Source organism: Aeromonas sp. QDB20, from assembly GCF_027707805.1.
GTDB lineage: Bacteria > Pseudomonadota > Gammaproteobacteria > Enterobacterales > Aeromonadaceae > Aeromonas > Aeromonas dhakensis.
Genome location: NZ_JAPCJC010000012.1, coordinates 107,936 through 126,449, shown reverse-complemented (window position 1 = coordinate 126,449; position 18,514 = coordinate 107,936). Strand labels below are relative to the sequence as shown.

Here is an 18,514-nt window from a genome sequence, read left to right as displayed (position 1 = left end):
CGGAGTTTAACAAGAGGTATTGGAGAACTGCTCAGGCTGCTTGATCCGGGACTGTCCGATCTTGTCAGGACACCTCAGTCTATCGCGGGAGGATCTTTCTTACCTGGATATATTCCAACTGCTGGATAGTCTGGTTTCTCCGCTGCTGGATGATATCGACCGCGTCGTATTGAAGTGGGTAGATAAAGCCAGACATGAGTACCAGCAGGCCATTTCTCTGAAACTTGGCCATTTGATTTCGGGGGCGGATGATGTGTTCGTTGTACCAATGCATCGCAGCCTGCCTAATTTTATTACGCAAAAACGAGTGGAAGCCGAGGGAATATTGCTGCAGCAAGACACACCGGTCACCACGGCATTACAGGGGCGGATTGTCTGCATCGAGAATGCAGATCCTGGTTATGACTGGGTCTTTACACGGGATATTGCTGGTTTGGTTACGCAATATGGTGGAGCCAATTCCCACATGGCCATTCGTTGTGCTGAATTTGGTATCCCGGCGGCTATTGGCTGTGGTGAGCAGTTGTTCAGCCGCCTGTTGCGTTGTCGGGGTATTGTCCTGAACTGTCAGGATAAGACAATTAATTTGGTGTGACACACATGAAGCGGATAGGCATCACTTTACGGACATGTCAGGCGGTGGGTTATCAAGAGGCCCGTGATGGGCTCGCTCGGGATTGGTATCGTTTTTTGCTGCAATTAGATTGGGGGTGGGAGTGGGTATTGTTACCCAATCTTGGTTCACAGAGCGTGGCTTACGCCCAGGCTCAGGGGGTCGAGGGGCTCATCGTAACTGGCGGTGAGGATCTCGGCTCGGATCCTCTACGGGATGAGAGTGAGTATGCTCTGCTGGAACATGCTGTAAACCACCAGTGGCCGGTGCTGGGCATCTGCCGAGGGATGCAGTTGATTCAACGCTTCTTTGGTGGCGAGCTGGTTATTATGGGTGGTGCCCATCATGTGGCAACTCGGCATTCAGTCTCAAAGCAACGGACATTGCCATGGGGAGGCATGAGCGAGACATTGTGTTATGAGGTCAACTCCTATCACGCCAACCGGATACCCTTACCGCTACCTGCCTGTTTGCAGACTCTGGTCGTCGATGACGATGGTTATTGTGAAGCTTTTACCCATCAGCACATGAAATTAGTTGGTGTCATGTGGCACCCAGAACGTGAGGGATTCTGCCATGAATTTGATCGGCAACTATGTCGATGGCTTTTTGAGTGAGGTGATATGCAAGCCATAATTTTAGCGGCCGGGCGAGGTTCCCGTCTTGGCTCCATGACCGAAAACCAACCCAAACCGTTGGCAAAGTTGGCTGGTAAACCGTTGATTGAATGGCAGTTGGCATCGCTAGCCGCAGCGGGTGTCGATAGTGTTCATGTTGTTTGCGGATATTGCAGTGAAGCCCTACAAGGTTACGGTAACAGCCGAATCATGAACGCCAACTGGGCTAGTTCTAACATGGTCCGTAGCCTAATGTGTGCGGATGCTGTACTGTCGGCGGCGCCAACACTTGTCTGTTACGGGGATATTGCCTATCGTCCTGGGATCATCAGAACCTTGATGGCATCTGATGCGCCATTAGCCATCAGCTATGACAGGGAGTGGTGGTCACTCTGGTCGGCCCGGTTTGGGGATCCCTTATCGGACGCAGAAAGCTTCCGACAGCAGGAGGGTCAATTGATCACTATCGGTGAACAGGCTCAGGCTCGAGAAGAGATCGAAGGGCAATATATGGGCTTGTTAAAGTTTACCCCTGAGGGTTGGCAGGGAGTATCCGCAGTGTTAGCAGGACTCAGCACCGAACAAATTAACAAGCTGGATATGACTAGCCTGTTGCGATTATTGTTGTCTCAAGGTGCTCCTATTGCGACGGTTGCGATCTCTGGTGGTTGGGTCGAAGTAGATAATCCTTCGGATATAACTTTGTACGAACAACGGATTGCCGAACTTGGCTGGAGTCATGATTGGCGGGCTGATAGCAAATTAAGTTATTGATAAGTAAATTTTTATTGGTGTGGTGTACTGTGTGGTTGGTTCATAAGGCAACTGTAGTCTCACAATTAAGCAATATCGCCTAGCCTAATGAAACCAGCAGTTCTGACTCGTGCTTGATTAAACCCTCCTGAGAACCTCTATAACCTTGTTTTGTTGAGTGTCAGATAGCATCGGATACAGAGGAATACTCGTTATAGTTTGATAAAAGTGATGGGCTGAGTCTGTATCTGCGGGCGCTTTTCGCTGATGGGCTGGTTGGGCTGAAATTGGCATGTAGTGTACGTTGGCAACGATTCCTGCTTCTTTCAACTGTACGAAAAGTGTCTTGCGGAGTTCTGCTGGTACTTTGATCACAAACAGATGCCAAGCAGAAATCCGTCCGTCGCGACGGGCTAATATTTTCAGACTGGGACGTGGTAATTCAGCCTGATAACGTGCGGCAATTTTCCGTCGTTTAACCAAGAATTCCTCGAGTCGAGCCATCTGACTCAACCCCAATGCCGCATGAATATCGGTCATTCGGTAGTTGAAGCCCAGCATTTGCTGCTCGTAGTACCAGGGGCCATCCGGTTCGTTGATGAAGTCTTCCGGTTCGCGGGTGATGCCGTGGCTGCGTAGCATGCGCATGGTTTTGGTGAGCGCAGGGTCGTTGGTCATCGCCATGCCACCCTCGCCGGTGGTGATGATCTTCACCGGGTGGAAGCTGAAGACGGTGATGTCGCTGTAGCGGCCGTTGCCGGTGGGTTCACCCTGATAGCGGGCGCCGAGGGCGTGGCAGGCATCCTCGATGATCCGAAAACCGTACTCCTGTCCCAGGCGATGGATCTCCTGCATGTCGCAGGGAAGGCCCGCGAAGTGTACCGGGATGACCACCTTGGGCAGACATCCTTGAGCCTTGGCGGCTACCAGCTTGCGCTCCAGCTCCATGGCGCACATGTTGCCGGTATCGGGCTCGATGTCGACGAAGTCGACCTGAGCCCCGCAATAGAGAGCGCAGTTGGCCGAGGCGACAAAGCTGATGGGGGAGGTCCAGACCCAGTCACCCGGGCCGACACCCAGAGCCAGACAGGCGATATGCAGGGCGGCCGTACCTGAGTTGACCGCCACCCCGAAGCGGGCTCCGCAGTAATCCGCCACTGCCTGCTCGAAGCGGGGCACCACGGGTCCCTGGGTCAGAAAATCTGACCTCAATACTTCGACCACGGCTTCGATATCCGCTTCGCTGATCGACTGTCTGCCGTACGGGATCATTCCATTACCACCTTGCTGTTCAATGCTTTCAGCTGTTCAACCGTCAGAAAATCAGCGTTGTCACGGGAGTTGTACTCGAATCCCTGGGCCACCATGGTTCCCTTTTCACCCGAGGCGGTGACGGAGAAGTCGTTGTTGCGGTTGTTGAAGTTGATGGTCGGCCCGATGATGAAGAAGTCATCGAACTCGAAGGTGTGGTAGGAGTCGTCACACGGGCACATCACTTCATGCAGTTTCTCACCCGGGCGGATGCCGATGATCTCCTGGTCCAGCTGAGGGGCCATGGCGGTAGCCAGGTCGGTGATCCGCACCGAGGGCAGCTTGGGCACGAAAATCTCGCCCCCCTTCATGCGCGAGAAGTTGTTCATCACGAAGTCCACCCCCTGCTGCAGGGTGATCCAGAAACGGGTCATCTCGACATGAGTGATGGGCAGGGTGGTGGCGCCCTGATTGATCCGTTTCTGGAAGAAGGGCACGACCGAGCCGCGCGACCCCACCACGTTGCCGTAGCGCACCACCGCGAAACGGGTTGGATCTTGACCGGCGATGTTGTTGGCGGCGACGAACAGCTTGTCGGAGGCCAGTTTGGTGGCGCCGTACAGGTTGATGGGGTTGGCTGCCTTGTCGGTGGAGAGGGCGATCACCTTCTTGACCTGATTGAGCAGGGCGGCCTGGATGACGTTCTCGGCCCCGTGGATATTGGTCTTGATGCACTCCATGGGGTTGTATTCGGCGGCTGGCACCTGCTTGAGCGCCGCCGCATGCACCACATAGTCGACCCCACGCATCGCCATGGTGAGCCGGTTGGCATCCCGCACATCGCCGATAAAGTAGCGCATGCAGGGGGCGTTGAAGACCTGCTGCATCTCGAACTGTTTCAGCTCGTCGCGGGAGTAGATGATCAGCCGTTTCGGCTTGTAGCGTTCCAGCACTGTCTTGACCAGCATCTTGCCAAACGAGCCAGTGCCGCCGGTAATCAATAGGGTTTTATTGTCGAACATGACGGATTCTCGCTAGTGATGCCAAGTGACAAGCAATTTATGTGCCTTGGGCCAGTTTAGCCGAAAAGGGTCGGAAGCGGCCTTGTATGATGCCAGTTTTATTCCACTCTGAGTGAACTAACTAGATGATTCATAGAGAAATCCAACCCAGTTCAAACAACTTTATGCGATCTCGGGGGCTTTAACAAAAAGCGGAACACAGGGGTTCCGCTTTTTTGACGCCTAGCTGGAGAGCAGCACTCTGGCCGAGTTGGCGGGGATGGTGAGCTGTATCTCGCCCTGCACTACTTCGAATTTGTCGCCGTTGAAGGCGTCGGTGAAGCGGCTGGCGGGACTGGCGGTCTGCCACAGGGGCAGGCTGATGGTGCGCGGCTCGCTGGGGTGACGGTTGCAGGCCACCACCACCTGATCGCTTTGCAGGGTGCGGGCGAACACATAGCTGTGGGGGCCGGCATAGAGGGTCTGGATGTCGCCGCGGCGCAGGGCCGGACGCTGCCGGCGGATCTGGATCAGCCGGCGGTAGTGGTCGTGCAGCACATGGTCCCAGGCGGTGGTCTCCCACGGGAAGCAGCGGCGGCAGTCCGGATCGTTGCCGCCAGAGAGCCCCACTTCATCGCCGTAGTAGATGGAGGGCACGCCGATATAGGTGAGCAGCAGGGTGGCCGCGAGCCGCATCCGCTGCTTGTCCTCCCCCAGCAGATGGAGGAAGCGGGCGGTATCGTGGCTGTCCAGCAGGTTGAACTGGGCCAGCTGATTCTTGAACGGGATGTGGGCCCGCGCCAGCTTGAGCCAGCGATCCAGTTCTTCGGCGCTGATCTTGATGGGGTGGTAGGCGATGTCCTGGCCAGCTAGGAAGGCGCGGATCGGGTGGGCGAAGCCGTAGTAGTTCATGGCGCCATCCTCCTGATCCCCCTGCAACCACTGGCTCGCCTCGAAGAAGTGTTCGCCCAGCACGTAGGCGTCCGGGTTCTCCTGCTTCACCGCGCCGCGAATGGCGCGCACGTGGCCGCGGTTGCCCTCGGCGGTGCCGCGTTCCCCCAGCATGTGGATGACGTCGAAGCGCCAGCCATCGATCTGGTAGGGGGCGCGCATCCAATAGCGCAGGATGGCGTCATCGGCGCGATAGACGGCGTCCTGCACCTGTTCGCTGGAGAAGTCGAGCTTGGGCAGGCTGCGGATGCCCTTCCAGCTGACGTAATCCCCTTCGTTGTCAAAGGTGTAGAAGCTGCGCCACGGCGAGTCCGGGTTGCGCTGGGCCCCCAGCGGTGGGCAGAACCAGGGGTGCTCGGTGGAGGTGTGGTTGACCACCGCATCCAGAATGATCTTCATGCCGCGCTGGTGCAGGTTGCGTGTCAGCTCGGCGAACTGGTCGTTGGTGCCCAGATGCGCATCCACCTTGAAGTAGTCCTGGGTGTCGTACTTGTGGTTGCTCGGCGAATCGAAGATGGGGTTGAGGTAGAGCGCCGTCACCCCGAGAGATTGCAGGTAGTGCAGCTTGGCATCGATGCCCGCCAGATCGCCGCCGTAGAACTCGCAGGCGCCGTGGCCCTCTTCGTGGCGGCTGACCGGCTCGCCCCACGCCTTGCTGATGACCGCCTTGCCGCGGTACTCGTATTCGTGATGTTTGACGCTGAGAGACGGGTCGCCATTGCAGAAGCGGTCCGGGAAGATCTGGTAGAACACTTGATCCTGCACCCAGGCCGGTGGCTGGTGCAGGCTGTTGAAGCGAAAATGCTGTTCCCGCGGCGGCATGGCCGAGCTGACGCCGGCCCCGTGCAGCCACCACTGCTCCTCGTCGGTGAGACACTTGAAACAGTAGAGGTGGATGTCCTGCCCCTTGTGAAGCGGCAAGGTGCCCTGCCATACCTGCAGCCGATCGCGGGTGGAGATCGCCGTCATCGGGATCAGGTACTCCTCGTTGTCCGGCTCGTGGCGCAGCCACACCTCGCGGATCGGCGCGTCCAGCTCGCTGAACAGGGTGAGTTGCAGGGCGTCGGCGCTCTCTTTGAACCAGGGCGCCACCTGGGGATGAAACAGAAACGGATGGGTCATGATGCTTATTGAGTCAGAAGATCGGCGAGGGCATTACCCTGTTCATGCAGTGTTTCGAGCTGACCTGCGAGGGACTTGGGATCCAGTCCCAGCTGGTCGGCCAGCGGCTTGGGGAAGCGGGCTATGATGGCCTGGGCCGGCACCCCGGCGTTCCAGGCGAAGGAGATGAAGACCGCCAGGCGGATCAGTACCGCCTCCTTGCTGACCGGATCGTGGGAGAGGGGATCCAGCTGCTGGGAGATGGCGTCGACGAAGGCCTCCGACAGGTTCCAGCGTCGCGCCAGCTCGGCGCCGAGCTGGGCGTAGTCGTACCCCAGCATCTCGCGCTGGGCCTCGACCCGGCTGCTCCCTTTCTGGATCGCCAGATTGATGAGCTCCGCCTCTTCCGGCAATGTGCTCTGGATCAGCAGCTCGCCGATGTTGTGGATGAGGGCGCAGGTGAAGGCGGTCTCGGGGTCGAGCACCTTGGCCTCCTGGGCCAGCGTCTTGGCGATGGTGGCGACCTGGAAGGTCTCGGTCCAGAACTTGTTCTTGTCGAAGCTGGGAGGGGCCTTGAAGCTGCCGATGATGCCGGAGGCGACCACCACAGAGCGCAGCCGGTTGAAACCGAGGCGGATCACCGCCTGTTCGATGGAGGTGACTTCGTTGCCGCGGCGCAGGGCGGCCGAGTTGGCCATTCGCAGCACCTTGACGCTGATCACCTGGTCCATGGCGATCTTGGCCGCGATCTGGTCGATGCGGGCATTTTCATCGCTGAAGCTCTGCATCAACTCATGCAGCAGTTGCGGGATAGTGGGGAGTTGTTTGATCTTGTCAAACAGACGGTCCATCGACATGGCTGAGGCAGCCTCCATTGCGAGCACTGCCTCATATTGTGCCACAGGCGGGGCACATGTTCCTGTTTGTGATCCGGCTTTGTGATGCGAAGGGGGGGTTACAGCACCCAGTCGCGCAGGGTGTATTCCAAACGATGCCGTTTGCCCTGCAGGATCAGGGTCTGGGTGGTGCCATCCAGGGTGGCCCCTTCGGTGAGGGTGGTCAGCACCGCCTGCTCCACCGCATCGAGCGGGGCCTGGCAGGCCATCTCGGTGCTGCCCAGACTGGTCACCCAGAACTTGTTCCCCTCGAGGTGGCCCTGACCGAAGTAGCGGTTGCAACCGGCGATGCCGTTGACGGTGAAGTGCTCACCTATCTCGAAATCGGGCGGATTGTCTCGCGCCGCGGTGACGGGTTGGCCATCCAGCTTGTCGAGCACCCAGTGGTGGTGCTGCAGGTCTTGCGAGGCAAAGCGGGGAGTACTGCTGCAGGCGCTGAGCAGAAGCAGGGCGAGCAGCAGTAGCAAGAATCTGGGCATGAAAGGGCTCCGGTAGTGGGAGTGACAAGCATACCCTCTGTGCGGCCCCCCAGGCAGGGCAAGGGGGAGTGCCCCCGACCGCTTCTGTCGTCCCGCGGATTGGGCCTGTGTCGTTAAATGGCAACACTGGCCTTGCAAAGAGTGCCAGCGTCGTCGCCGGCACCCTCGCCGGGGCGTCAGTTGCCGAACAGCCGCTCGGCGTAACGGGCCAGACCGGAGGCGACCGAGCCGAAGTCATCGCCCCCTTCCAGCGGTACCTGGGGCAGCTTCTGGCGGATGAAGGCCTGGATGAGGGGCGAGCGGGCGCTGCCGCCGGTAATGAAGACCCGGTCCGGCTGGACGCCGGCGGCGGCGATGGCTTCGTCCATCAGCTCACCGATCTTCTCCAGCAGCGGGGTGGAGGCGCTGGCCAGCTGATCGCGCTTGAGCTCGGCCGTCAGCCCGCGCTCCAGCTCGGCCAGAGATTGCTGGGCCGACTCCTCCTGGGAGAGGGCGATCTTGCCCTGCTCGGCGCGCCACACCAACTGGTGGCTCAGCTTGTGGGCACGCAGACTGGCGAGGCGCCCCAGCTTGCTGCCGGGTAGGCTGTCGAGCTGCAGATCCTGCAGCTGGCGGCCCGTCTCCAGGCTGTAGAAGCGGCTCTGGGCACTGACGTCGTTGATGGCGGCGGCATCCCAGAACAGAGGATGGGGCAGCGGCTTGCCGGTCTTGAGGGTCTCGTGCATGCCGAGCAGCGGCATCATGCCCTCCACCGTCAGCCGGATGTCGAAGTCGTTGCCACCGATGCGCTGACCGCTGTGGCCGAGCAGATCGCCGCTGCGATCAAGCTGGGCACGATGGCTTGGGCCCATCCGCAGCACCGAGCAGTCGGTGGTACCGCCGCCGATGTCCACCACCAGCACCACCGCATCCTCGTTGAGGCGGGCCTCGAATTCGAAGCCGGCCGCCACCGGCTCATAGAGAAACTCCACTTGCTCGAATCCGGCGAGGCGCGCCGCCTCGCTCAGGATGGCGATGGCCTGACGGTTGCTCTCTTCCCCCGCCAACCCCTGGAAGTTGACCGGGCGGCCAACCACGGCCCGGCGAATCGGCGCGCCGAGCTGCTGCTCCGCCTCGCGCCGCACGTGCAGCATCATGGCGCAGACGATGTCTTCGAACAGGGCGATCTGTGGTGCCTTGAGGCCGTAGGCGCCGAGGAAGGATTTGGGCGACTTGATGTAGTAGCCGTCGTCCGGCTCTTCCAGATAGCGCTCCAGCGCCGCAGCGCCGAAGCTGAGCTCGTCGATCAGTCCCTCTTCGCGCATCTGGCGGCGTACCGCCTGGGCCCGGGTTACCACGGGGCCGCGCAGCTTGAGGTACTCGCTCTGCTGGGCAGGCGCCAGCCCTTCGGCCAACAGGCCGGCGATGGCATCCCGGTGGGGGGCGTGCAGGGTGGAGGGAAGGTAGTGGGCACCGCTCAGGTTCAGCAGCCGGGGGCTGCCTTGTTCCATCACGGCGACGGCACAGTTGGAGGTACCGTAATCAAATCCGATAAACATGGGCAGCCAGACTCCTGAGCAAAAAAGGGCTGGTAGCCTACCCGAAGGCGCCGGGTCTCACAACCCGGCGCACGGCAATGAACCGCTGAGGGGTAGGGAAGGCCCCTTATTCCACCTCGTTGTCAGAGAGGCCCTGACTGTCGATGGCGCGGATGTTGCTGAGGGTGGTGTCGGCGATGGCGTGCAGCGCCTCGCGGGTCAGGAAGGCCTGGTGACCGGTGAACAGCACGTTGTGGCAGGCCGACAGACGGCGGAAAACGTCATCGGTGATCACCTCGTTGGACTTGTCGGCGAAGAAGAGATCCTCCTCCTCCTCGTAGACGTCCAGCCCCAGCGCGCCGATACGGGCGGTCTTGAGCGCCTCGATGGCGGCGTTGGAGTCGAGCAGGCCGCCCCGGCTGGTGTTGATGATCATCACCCCGTCCTTCATCTTGGCGAACGCCTCCTTGTTCAGCAGGTGGTAGTTCTCCTTGAACAACGGGCAGTGCAGGCTGATGACGTCGGACTGGCGGAACAGGGTATCGAGATCCACGTACTCGGCGCCCAGATCGATGGCCGCCTGGTTCGGATAGGGATCGCTCACCAGCAGGCGCATGCCGAAGCCCTTGAGGATGCGCAGGGTGGCGATGCCGATCTTGCCGGTGCCTATGATGCCGGCGGTGCGGCCGTGCATGTTGAAGCCGACCAGCCCCTCCAGCGAGAAGTTGGCGTCACGGGTGCGTTGATAGGCTTTGTGGATGCGACGGTTGAGGGTCATCATCAGGCCCACCGCGTGCTCGGCGACCGCTTCCGGGGAGTAGGCGGGCACTCGCACCACCTTCAGCCCCAGCTCCTTGGCGGCGGCCAGATCCACGTTGTTGTAGCCGGCGCAGCGCAGGGCGATCACCTTGGTGCCGTTGGCGGCCAGCTCGGTCAGCACCTCGCGGTCGGCATCGTCGTTGACGAACAGGCACACCACGGGGAAGCCGTGGGCCAGCCGGGCAGTCTTGGCCTCCAGCCGCACGTCGAAGAACTCAAGTTCATAACCGTACTGGCTGTTGGCCTGATTGAAGTGCTCTTTGTCGTAGCTCTTGGTACTGAAAACGGCGACTCTCATGGTGCGCTCTCCGCAGATAATGATGTGGTTAAATTACAACAAATATGGGGCGTCATCACGGGATAAATGGTGGGGATTCAGCCCCACGGCATAATGGGCACGGCACTGACCGCACTCTTGTAAGAACCATCCACCAGCTTGGTGCTGTAAGTCAGATAGACCAGCGCGTTGCGCTTTTGATCGTAAAAGCGCACAACTTTCTGCTCCTTGAACACCAGCGAGGTGCTGACGTCGAACACCTCTTCCCCCGCCTTCAGCTTGGCAGGCAGGGTGATAGGGCCGATCTGGTGGCACGACAGGGAGGCGTGGGAGGGGTCTTCCGCCAGCCCGAGCCCGCCCTTGACACCGCCGGTCTTGGGGCGCGCCAGATAGCAGGCGACGCCGTCGATGCGCGGGTCGTCGAACGCCTCCACCAGGATCTTGTGGTTGGGGCCAAACAGCTTGAAGGCGGTGCTCACCTCGCCGACGGGATCGGCCTTGTCGGCCAGCGCCGGGCCGGCAATCAATGCGCCCAGCAGCAGCGGCAGGGCGCGAGCAAGGGGGTGACGGTATCTCATGGTATCTCCTGTTGGCTTCCCTCAGTAGGGAATGCCCAAACGACGATAGAGGCTGGCCAGCACCCAGGCGGGGCCGATCAGCAGAAATTGCAGGTCGGCGAGGAAGGAGGGGCGCTTGCCCTCGATCTTGTGACCGACGAACTGGGCTATCCAGAGCAGCACGAACCCGGCCAGTGCCGGCCACAGCAAGGGGCCTTGCCAGCTGTGGCAAATGACCAAGCCCAGCGCGGTCAGCACCACCATCCCCACGAACAGCGCAAACGACAGCCGCAGGTAGAAGGCCAGCACCGGAATGGCAGCCAGCGCAGCCCAGTTGAGCGACGGTGGCAGCGGCCCGGCCGGCAGGCACCAGAGCAGGGCCAGGGCGCAGAGATAGATACCCGGTACCGCCAGCTTGTGGATGGTCACATTGACCGGGTGTTGGTGGCTCTGGCCGTACAGCTCAAACCACTCCTCGATTCCCTTCATGGCACCTCCCTGGCGCGCTGTGTGTGCCACCCCGGTTGAGGTGGCCGATTCGTCATCCCTGCGGGGGATACTCCCAATATTGGGCCGGAATGCTCTTGAGCAAGGGGGTCATGTCGGGATTGGGCAGGGCGATGGTGACCCGCTGGTCGAGCTTGGCACTGGCCAGCGCCTCGCGGATCTTGGGGTTCTCTCGGAAGAACTTCATGAAGCTGCCGTCGGCATAGGCCCGCTCAAGCCCGGTCTGAATCGCCTTGGCCAGTTTCGGCGCCTCGGGACTGACGAAGAAGAACTCGGCGAAGGGGTAGCGGATCAGCAGATGCTGATCGATGACCAGGTTGGGGTATTGCGCCACCAGCTCGCTGCGCTCGGCGAAGATCTCCACCAGGTTGCGCGGGAAGAAGTCCAGCTTGTCACCGTCGTTGATCAGCCGAAACAGGTTGCTGTAGCGCCCCGAATAGGTGGGGATGCCTGCGTTTTCGAGGATCTTGTTGTCGGCCCAGCCCACCCCTTGCGCCGCCTTCAGCTGCTTGAGATCGGCCAGCGAGTTGATCTGGTTGAATTTTTCCTGGGCATCGGCGTGGATGAAAGAGAGCCGCAGCCCTTCCAGACCGCGAAACAACGGGATCGGCACGGCGATGAGGGAGGATTCGAGGGCGCTGGAGGTTCCCATCCAGAACACATTAATGGTTTTGCCCTTGCTGAGCTGCTGCTGCAGGCTGTACTGGTTGAGGTTGAGTTCGACCTGCTGGATGCGAAACGGCTGGTCGGCATGGGTGAGGGCCAGTTCCAGCAGCTTGAGCTGGTACTCTTTGTCGAGGTCGTTGATCGGTCGGCTGGGCACCTTGACCGTGAGGGTCTGTGCTTGTGCCAGCAACGGCAGACACAAGCACAGTTTGAGGAACCATTTCACTCTCTGCTCTCCTGTAGATTCCGGGGCTTGCCCGGAGTCTAACAGAACTTGTCACTCTGTTGCTGCGCTGCCGTGGCGCGGGGAGCGGCGAGGCAGGGACCCCGCCTGCATCGAGGCAGACAGGGCCTGCTCGTCATCCCGCCGGCGAGCGCCAGTGACGGCGTGGGGAGGCGTCAGGCGACGCGACGATACACGTGGGTATCGTTGAACTCCTTGGTGCTCTGGCATTCAACGCAGAAGCGGGACTCGGGACGCGCCTGCAGCCGCTTGAGGGAGATCTCGTCACCGCAGGATTCGCAGTAACCGAAATCCCCTTCGCTGATGCGCTTGAGCGCACCACGCAGCTTGCGCAGATGCAGCTTGTCATGCTCGATGCGGTTCAGCTCCAGACGGCGGGCTTCCTCGATGCTGGCACGGTCAATTTCATCAGCCATCTCGTTGGTATCGGTGGCGATGGCCTGGCTGGCCTGGGAGTTGAGGCGATCTTCGAGTTCGAGGATCTGGCGCTCGATCTGTCCCTTGTAAAAGGCCAGTTGGTCTTCAGTCATGAAATCACACATACGATTTACTACCAGTCAGTTTACTAACCCAATTATCCCTGTTTATGGGGGCTGTCTGCCTGCAGACCAAGCCCTGTGTCCTGTATTTGCACCAAATCCATGCAGGAGAGTGCAAATCAGGGCGGGCCTTGTACCAAAAAAATGCAGGCATGCAAAGCAAAGAGGACAAGGATTGTGCGCCCTTGCAAAAAAATGGCCCGATTCCGACAGGGTCTGACTGAGAACATACGGGAGTAACACGCCTCGTTGGCACCGGCTTTGCAGTGGGTCGTTACCATGACAGGGTGTTTAGTATTTGTTCCCGCCATGGTCATTATATGCGCCGTTATTTATAGTTTTTTAAACACCACCGCTTGACATTGCCCCTGATGGCGGGCTTTTATGGTGGTGTCGATTACAATTTGATAACAAGGGTGTTCCATATATTAGACACCCTTGCCAATGGCAACCGTAGAGTCGGGGTTTAACATGGACAGTATCAAGGGCTGGATGGAGAGCAATCGCATCACGGAAGTGGAGTGCCTGTTTCCGGATTTCACCGGCAATGCCCGAGGCAAGATCATTCCAGCCAACAAGTTTCTGCGCGAAGGGGGCATGCGCCTGCCCGAGGTCATCTTCACCCAGACGGTGACCGGCGAGTATCCGGATGACGACAGCATGATCGACCCGCTGGAGCGGGACATGCAGCTCTATCCAGATCCCAACACCATTCGTTTCGTACCCTGGGCACTGGAGCCCACCGCCCAGGTGATCCACGACTGTTTCGACATCAATGGCAAGCTGATCGACATAGCGCCGCGCTCCGTGCTGCGTCGGGTCCTGTCATTTTACGAGAAGCAGGGCTGGAAGCCGGTGGTTGCCCCCGAGCTGGAGTTTTACCTGGTCAAGCGCAACGAAGACCCCGACTATCCGCTGGTGCCGCCCACCGGCCGCAACGGTCGCCCGGAGACGGCCCGCCAGTCGTTCAGCATCGACGCGGTGAACGAATTCGACCCCATCTTCGAGGACATGTACGACTACTGCGAGGCGCAGGAGCTGGAGGTGGACACCCTGATCCACGAATCCGGTGCCGCCCAGATGGAGATCAACTTCCTGCACGGGGATGCCATCGATCTGGCCGACCAGGTGTTCCTGTTCAAGCGCACCATGCGCGAGGCGGCCCACCGTCACGGGATTTACGCCACCTTCATGGCCAAGCCGATGAGCGACGAGCCCGGTTCCGCCATGCACATTCACCAGAGCCTGGAGGATGAGAACGGTCGCAACCTGTTCGGGGCCGAGAACGGCGGCAACTCCGAGCTGTTCATGCACTTCATCGCCGGCCTGCAGAAATACACCCCGGCGGTGACCGCGCTGCTGGCCCCCAACGTCAACTCCTACCGCCGCCTCACCTTCGGCGAGAGCGCGCCGCGCAACGTCCAGTGGGGGGTGGAGAACCGCACCTGCGGGCTGCGGGTGCCCTTCTCCGAGGCCAGCGCCCGCCGGGTGGAGAACCGCTTCGCCGGCGCTGATGCCAACCCCTATCTGGCGCTGGCCGCCACCCTGGCCTGCGGCTACCTCGGCATGATGGAGAAGCTGGAGCCGCTGCCGGAGATGAAGTCGAGCGCCTACGAGCTGCCCTACAGCCTGCCCCGCTCGCTGGAGGAGGCACTGAGCCACCTGGAGCAGTGCGATCCCATCAAGGAGATGCTGGGCGAGCGCTTTACCCGCGCCTTCGTGGCGGTGAAGCGCAAGGAGTATGAAACCTACTTCGGGGTGATCAGCCGCTGGGAACGGGAGTTCCTGCTGCTGAACGTGTGACCCGGGTGCGCGCCTGACGCGCATCGGCCTGCCGGGAGCGCCCGAGGGCGTTCCCGCTCATATCGACAATGCCGGGGCCAAGGTCAGGCTCTCCCACGCGTGAGTGGGGGAGCCCCCCTCCCTCATCCGTTGACGAACAAACATCGCTTACATCGAAGGAACCGAGGAGCAAGCAATGCAGCACACCACCCGTGAGTGGCAGCAACTGGAAGCCAGCCATCATCTGCATCCGTTTACCGATTTTCAGGCGCTGAACAAGAAAGGCAGCCGCATCATCACCCGTGCCGAGGGGGTCTATCTGGAAGACTCTGAAGGCAAGCGCATTCTGGACGGCATGGCGGGTCTGTGGTGCGTCAACCTGGGTTACGGTCGCCAGGAGCTGGTGGACGCCGCCACCCGCCAGATGCAGCAACTGCCCTACTACAACCTCTTCTTCCAGACCAGCCACCCGCCCGCTGCCGAGCTGGCGACCCTGCTGGCCGAGATCACGCCGCCGCACCTCAACCACGTCTTCTTCACCGGCTCGGGCTCCGAGTGCAACGATACCGTGCTGCGCATGGTGCGCCACTACTGGGCCAGCAAGGGGCAGCCGGACAAGCAGGTGATCATCAGCCGCCACAACGCCTACCACGGCTCCACCGTGGCCGGGGCCAGCCTGGGCGGCATGAAGGGGATGCACGCCCAGGGCGGGCTGCCGATCCCCGGCATAGTGCACATCGATCAGCCCTATCACTTCGGCGAGGGGCAGGGGATGAGCGCCCACGAATTCGGCCTGGCTCGTGCCCGTCAGCTGGAGGAGAAGATTCTGGAGCTGGGGGTGGACAAGGTGGCCGCCTTCATCGGCGAGCCGATCCAGGGCGCCGGCGGTGTCATCATCCCGCCCGACAGCTACTGGCCGGAGATCCAGCACATCTGCGACAAGTACGGCATCCTGCTCATCGCCGACGAGGTGATCTGCGGCTTTGGCCGCACCGGTCACTGGTTTGCCAGTGAAGGCTTCGGTATCAAGCCGGACCTCATGTGCCTGGCCAAGGGGATCACCTCCGGCTACCTGCCGATGGGGGCCGTGATGGTGGGGGACAGGGTCGCCAAGGTGATGGTGGAAGAGGGGGGCGAATTCAACCACGGCTTCACCTACTCCGGTCATCCGGTGGCCTGCGCCGTGGCCATTGCCAACATTACGCTTATGCAAAACGAAAGCATAGTTAAGCGAGTTCATGATAGTATCGGCCCCTATTTGCAGCGTCGCTGGGCGGAGCTGGCGGACCATCCGCTGGTGGGCGAAACCCGTGGTAAAGGCCTGGTGGCCGCGCTGGAAATAGTGCAGGACAAGCAGACCAACAGCCGCTTCCCGGCTGAGCTGCAGGCCGGTATGACCTGTCGGGAGTTCTGCTTTAACAATGGCTTGGTGATGAGGGCGGTCGGCGATACCATGATCATATCGCCCCCCTTGGTGATCACCGAGGAACAGGTGGATGAATTGGTCAATCTGGCCAGGCTCAGTCTGGATCTGACGGCGGCAAAGCTGCGGGGATAGGCGGGCGCCGGGCAGGTTGGCTTGCGCATACAATTTGCTTAGGAGACAAGGACGATGTCTTTCAAAACGGGAATGATTGCAGCCTCGGTGGCGCTGGTCATGATGAGCGGCGCGGCGATGGCCGAAGAGAAGGTGTTGCACGTCTACAACTGGAGCGACTATATCGCGCCAAACACCCTGGAAGACTTCCAGAAAGAGACGGGCATCAAGGTGGTCTACGACGTGTTCGACAGCAACGAGGTGCTGGAAGCCAAGTTGCTGGCAGGCAGCTCGGGCTATGACATCGTGGTGCCGTCCAACCCCTTCCTGGCCAAGCAGATCAAGGCGGGCGTGTTCCAGAAACTGGACAAGTCCAAGCTCTCCAACTGGCAAAACCTGGATACCTCGTTGCTCAAGGCGCTCGAACCGAGCGACCCGGGTAACCAGTACTCCATTCCTTACCTGTGGGGCACCATCGGTTATGCCTACAACCCGGAGAAGGTGAAAGCCGTGCTGGGTGACAAGGCGCCGGTGGACTCCTGGGATCTGGTGTTCAAACCGGAAAACATGGCCAAGTTGAAGGAGTGCGGTGTCTCCTTCCTCGACTCGCCGACTGAAATGCTGCCGGCCGCCCTGCAATACCTGGGCTTCAAGCCGGACAGCCAGAAGCCAGACGAGCTGAAGAAGGCGGAGGAGCTGTTCCTCTCCATCCGTCCCTACACCGCCTACTTCCACTCCTCCAAGTACATTTCGGATCTGGCCAACGGCAACCTGTGTGTGGCGGTCGGCTATTCCGGTGACTTGCAGCAGTCCAAGTCCCGGGCGATCGAGGCCAAGAACGGCATCAATCTGACCTACGTGATCCCGAAAGAGGGGGCAGGCAGCTTCTTCGACATGCTGGCCATTCCGGCCGATGCCAAGAACGTGGAAGCGGCCCATGTATTCCTGAACTATCTGATGAAGCCCGAGGTGATCGCCCAGATCTCCGACGCCGTCAGCTACCCGAGCGGGAACAAGGCCTCCGTGCCGCTGGTGTCCGAGAAGATCCGCAACGATCCGGGCATCTACCCGAGCGATGAGACCCTCAAGAAGATCTACACCTTCCCGGATCTGCCGGCCAAGGTGCAGCGTCTGATGACTCGTAGCTGGACCAAGATCAAGTCAGGCAAGTAAGTGAAGAGTGCCCCTCCCGGTCCGCAGTTCGGCCGGGAGGGTGGTGACCCACCCGACAGGTTGGACGGCGCGTATGGATGCGCACTGGCAAATCACACATAAAGAGGACTGAGTAAGTGCACATGACCAAGATAGCTACGCTGGCCCTGACCCTGGGGTTTGCAAATCTGACCCAGGCAGCCCCTGTGGTTCATTTTTACAACTGGTCCGACTATATCGGCGAGACCACCCTCAGCGACTTCCAGCAAAAGACCGGGATCAAGACCGTCTATGACGTGTTTGACTCCAACGAGACGCTGGAAGGCAAGCTGCTGACCGGCCGTACCGGTTACGATCTGGTCGTGCCCTCCAACAATTTCCTGGCCAAGCAGATCAAGGCGGGGGCCTTCCAGAAGCTGGATCCCGCCCTGTTGCCCAATCTGGCCAATCTGGATCCCGTGCTGCTCAAGCAGCTCGACAAGGTGGATCCGGGCCATCAATACGCCGTGCCTTATCTGTGGGGCACCAACGGCATCGGTTACAACGTCGAGAAGGTCAAGGCGGTGCTGGGGGTCGACAAGATCGACTCCTGGGCGACCATCTTCGAGCCGGAAAACATGAAGAAGCTCTCCCACTGCGGGGTGGCCTTCCTCGATTCGGCGGACGAGATGATCCCGGCGGCGCTCAACTATCTGGGGCTCGACCCCAACAGCCATGAGCCGGCGGACCTCAAGCAGGCCGAAGAGCAGCTGCTCAAGGTGCGCCCCTACGTGGCCTACTTCCACTCCTCCAAGTACATCGGTGATCTCGCTAATGGCAACATCTGCGTGGCGGCCGGCTTCTCCGGTGACATCCTGCAAGCGGCGGCGAGGGCCGAGGAGGCGGGCAAGGGGATCAAGATCGCCTACAGCATTCCGAAGGAGGGGGGCAACCTCTGGTTCGACATGATGGCGATCCCGGCCGATGCCACCAACGTGAAAGAGGCGCACGCCCTCATCAACTACATTCTCGAGCCTGACGTCATCGCCAAGGTGAGCGATTACGTGGGGTATGCCAACCCCAACAGCAGGGCGGGAGAGTTCATGGAGAAACGCGTGCGCGAAGACGAATCCGTCTATCCACCCCAGGCGGTGCTGGAACGGCTCTATGTGCAGCAGGCACATCCCCGTGCGGTGCAGCGTCTGATCACCCGGAGTTGGACCAGGATCAAGTCCGGAACCTAACCTTGGCGCCCGTCCCGGGGCGCCAGACTGTT

The 18,514-nt window shown here is 60.3% G+C and carries 18 protein-coding genes; 7 read left to right on the top strand and 11 right to left on the bottom strand.

From position 1 onward, the window contains the following. The first annotated feature begins 61 nt into the window (after positions 1–61). The 3 genes from PG897_RS15125 to PG897_RS15115 are packed head-to-tail and all read left to right on the top strand — an operon-like array spanning position 62 to position 2,004. Complete coding sequence (locus PG897_RS15125; protein WP_270829181.1) at positions 62–595, top strand: PEP-utilizing enzyme; 534 nt, start codon at positions 62–64, stop codon at positions 593–595. Positions 596–600: 5 nt separating this feature from the next. After that, entirely contained in the window at positions 601–1,230 is a 630-nt protein-coding gene (locus PG897_RS15120) for a gamma-glutamyl-gamma-aminobutyrate hydrolase family protein (RefSeq protein ID WP_201881088.1), read from the top strand. Positions 1,231–1,236: 6 nt separating this feature from the next. Continuing rightward, on the top strand, positions 1,237–2,004 hold the full coding sequence (locus PG897_RS15115) for a phosphocholine cytidylyltransferase family protein (RefSeq protein WP_043170576.1): 768 nt from the start codon (positions 1,237–1,239) through the stop codon (positions 2,002–2,004). 117 nt (positions 2,005–2,121) lie between these two features. Here the strand turns inward: PG897_RS15115 and pseC are convergent, their stop codons facing one another. From pseC to PG897_RS15060, 11 genes are all read right to left on the bottom strand, one after another. Next, positions 2,122–3,255: a UDP-4-amino-4,6-dideoxy-N-acetyl-beta-L-altrosamine transaminase gene (gene pseC, locus PG897_RS15110; RefSeq protein WP_201881085.1), complete on the bottom strand. Its 1,134-nt coding sequence runs from the start codon at positions 3,253–3,255 to the stop codon at positions 2,122–2,124. Then, the gene (gene pseB / locus PG897_RS15105; RefSeq protein ID WP_201881076.1) at positions 3,252–4,256 is read right to left on the bottom strand and encodes a UDP-N-acetylglucosamine 4,6-dehydratase (inverting); all 1,005 of its coding nucleotides are present in this window, start codon (positions 4,254–4,256) and stop codon (positions 3,252–3,254) included. The genes pseC and pseB overlap by 4 nt, the downstream gene beginning before the upstream one ends. Positions 4,257–4,478: 222 nt before the next feature. Continuing rightward, positions 4,479–6,308: a maltodextrin glucosidase gene (gene malZ / locus PG897_RS15100; RefSeq protein WP_201881066.1), complete on the bottom strand. Its 1,830-nt coding sequence runs from the start codon at positions 6,306–6,308 to the stop codon at positions 4,479–4,481. Between the two features lie 5 nt (positions 6,309–6,313). Continuing rightward, complete coding sequence (locus tag PG897_RS15095) at positions 6,314–7,162, bottom strand: HDOD domain-containing protein (RefSeq protein WP_017764864.1); 849 nt, start codon at positions 7,160–7,162, stop codon at positions 6,314–6,316. Positions 7,163–7,242: 80 nt separating this feature from the next. Next, on the bottom strand, positions 7,243–7,662 hold the full coding sequence (locus PG897_RS15090) for an META domain-containing protein (RefSeq protein WP_017787065.1): 420 nt from the start codon (positions 7,660–7,662) through the stop codon (positions 7,243–7,245). A 176-nt stretch (positions 7,663–7,838) separates the two neighbouring features. Next, on the bottom strand, positions 7,839–9,200 hold the full coding sequence (gene yegD, locus PG897_RS15085; protein ID WP_017787066.1) for a molecular chaperone: 1,362 nt from the start codon (positions 9,198–9,200) through the stop codon (positions 7,839–7,841). 106 nt (positions 9,201–9,306) lie between these two features. Next, complete coding sequence (locus PG897_RS15080) at positions 9,307–10,296, bottom strand: 2-hydroxyacid dehydrogenase (protein ID WP_201881055.1); 990 nt, start codon at positions 10,294–10,296, stop codon at positions 9,307–9,309. A 77-nt stretch (positions 10,297–10,373) separates the two neighbouring features. Further along, on the bottom strand, positions 10,374–10,853 hold the full coding sequence (locus PG897_RS15075; protein ID WP_017781235.1) for a CreA family protein: 480 nt from the start codon (positions 10,851–10,853) through the stop codon (positions 10,374–10,376). A gap of 21 nt (positions 10,854–10,874) precedes the next feature. Then, positions 10,875–11,321: an Mpo1 family 2-hydroxy fatty acid dioxygenase gene (locus tag PG897_RS15070; protein ID WP_026459178.1), complete on the bottom strand. Its 447-nt coding sequence runs from the start codon at positions 11,319–11,321 to the stop codon at positions 10,875–10,877. 52 nt (positions 11,322–11,373) lie between these two features. Continuing rightward, positions 11,374–12,231 (bottom strand): hypothetical protein, encoded by an 858-nt coding sequence (locus tag PG897_RS15065; protein ID WP_201881053.1) that lies wholly within the window; start codon positions 12,229–12,231, stop codon positions 11,374–11,376. A 173-nt stretch (positions 12,232–12,404) separates the two neighbouring features. Continuing rightward, positions 12,405–12,791 (bottom strand): TraR/DksA family transcriptional regulator, encoded by a 387-nt coding sequence (locus PG897_RS15060; protein WP_010635769.1) that lies wholly within the window; start codon positions 12,789–12,791, stop codon positions 12,405–12,407. 468 nt (positions 12,792–13,259) lie between these two features. On the opposite strand from PG897_RS15060, the gene PG897_RS15055 reads away from it, so the two are divergent. The 4 genes from PG897_RS15055 (at position 13,260) to PG897_RS15040 (ending at position 18,482) form a co-directional block, all read left to right on the top strand. Next, positions 13,260–14,591, top strand: coding sequence for a glutamine synthetase family protein (locus PG897_RS15055; protein WP_005306624.1), 1,332 nt, complete (start codon positions 13,260–13,262; stop codon positions 14,589–14,591). Positions 14,592–14,766: 175 nt separating this feature from the next. Next, on the top strand, positions 14,767–16,128 hold the full coding sequence (locus PG897_RS15050) for an aspartate aminotransferase family protein (RefSeq protein ID WP_201881051.1): 1,362 nt from the start codon (positions 14,767–14,769) through the stop codon (positions 16,126–16,128). A 54-nt stretch (positions 16,129–16,182) separates the two neighbouring features. Further along, positions 16,183–17,280: a polyamine ABC transporter substrate-binding protein gene (locus tag PG897_RS15045; RefSeq protein ID WP_017779519.1), complete on the top strand. Its 1,098-nt coding sequence runs from the start codon at positions 16,183–16,185 to the stop codon at positions 17,278–17,280. A 122-nt stretch (positions 17,281–17,402) separates the two neighbouring features. Beyond that, positions 17,403–18,482 carry a polyamine ABC transporter substrate-binding protein gene (locus tag PG897_RS15040; protein WP_442866313.1) on the top strand — a complete coding sequence of 360 codons (1,080 nt, stop codon included), beginning with the start codon at positions 17,403–17,405 and terminating at the stop codon, positions 18,480–18,482. The last annotated feature ends 32 nt before the right edge of the window (positions 18,483–18,514 follow it).

Excerpts from the sequence above, each read along its gene's own strand:
- PG897_RS15120 (WP_201881088.1), top strand. The coding sequence starts at position 601 with ATGAAGCGGATAGGCATCACTTTACGGACATGTCAGGCGGTGGGTTAT.
- PG897_RS15115 (WP_043170576.1), top strand. The coding sequence starts at position 1,237 with ATGCAAGCCATAATTTTAGCGGCCGGGCGAGGTTCCCGTCTTGGCTCC.
- pseC (WP_201881085.1), bottom strand. The coding sequence starts at position 3,255 with ATGATCCCGTACGGCAGACAGTCGATCAGCGAAGCGGATATCGAAGCC.
- pseB (WP_201881076.1), bottom strand. The coding sequence starts at position 4,256 with ATGTTCGACAATAAAACCCTATTGATTACCGGCGGCACTGGCTCGTTT.
- malZ (WP_201881066.1), bottom strand. The coding sequence starts at position 6,308 with ATGACCCATCCGTTTCTGTTTCATCCCCAGGTGGCGCCCTGGTTCAAA.
- PG897_RS15095 (WP_017764864.1), bottom strand. The coding sequence starts at position 7,162 with ATGGAGGCTGCCTCAGCCATGTCGATGGACCGTCTGTTTGACAAGATC.
- PG897_RS15090 (WP_017787065.1), bottom strand. The coding sequence starts at position 7,662 with ATGCCCAGATTCTTGCTACTGCTGCTCGCCCTGCTTCTGCTCAGCGCC.
- yegD (WP_017787066.1), bottom strand. The coding sequence starts at position 9,200 with ATGTTTATCGGATTTGATTACGGTACCTCCAACTGTGCCGTCGCCGTG.
- PG897_RS15080 (WP_201881055.1), bottom strand. The coding sequence starts at position 10,296 with ATGAGAGTCGCCGTTTTCAGTACCAAGAGCTACGACAAAGAGCACTTC.
- PG897_RS15075 (WP_017781235.1), bottom strand. The coding sequence starts at position 10,853 with ATGAGATACCGTCACCCCCTTGCTCGCGCCCTGCCGCTGCTGCTGGGC.
- PG897_RS15070 (WP_026459178.1), bottom strand. The coding sequence starts at position 11,321 with ATGAAGGGAATCGAGGAGTGGTTTGAGCTGTACGGCCAGAGCCACCAA.
- PG897_RS15060 (WP_010635769.1), bottom strand. The coding sequence starts at position 12,791 with ATGTGTGATTTCATGACTGAAGACCAACTGGCCTTTTACAAGGGACAG.
- PG897_RS15055 (WP_005306624.1), top strand. The coding sequence starts at position 13,260 with ATGGACAGTATCAAGGGCTGGATGGAGAGCAATCGCATCACGGAAGTG.
- PG897_RS15050 (WP_201881051.1), top strand. The coding sequence starts at position 14,767 with ATGCAGCACACCACCCGTGAGTGGCAGCAACTGGAAGCCAGCCATCAT.
- PG897_RS15045 (WP_017779519.1), top strand. The coding sequence starts at position 16,183 with ATGTCTTTCAAAACGGGAATGATTGCAGCCTCGGTGGCGCTGGTCATG.
- PG897_RS15040 (WP_442866313.1), top strand. The coding sequence starts at position 17,403 with ATGACCAAGATAGCTACGCTGGCCCTGACCCTGGGGTTTGCAAATCTG.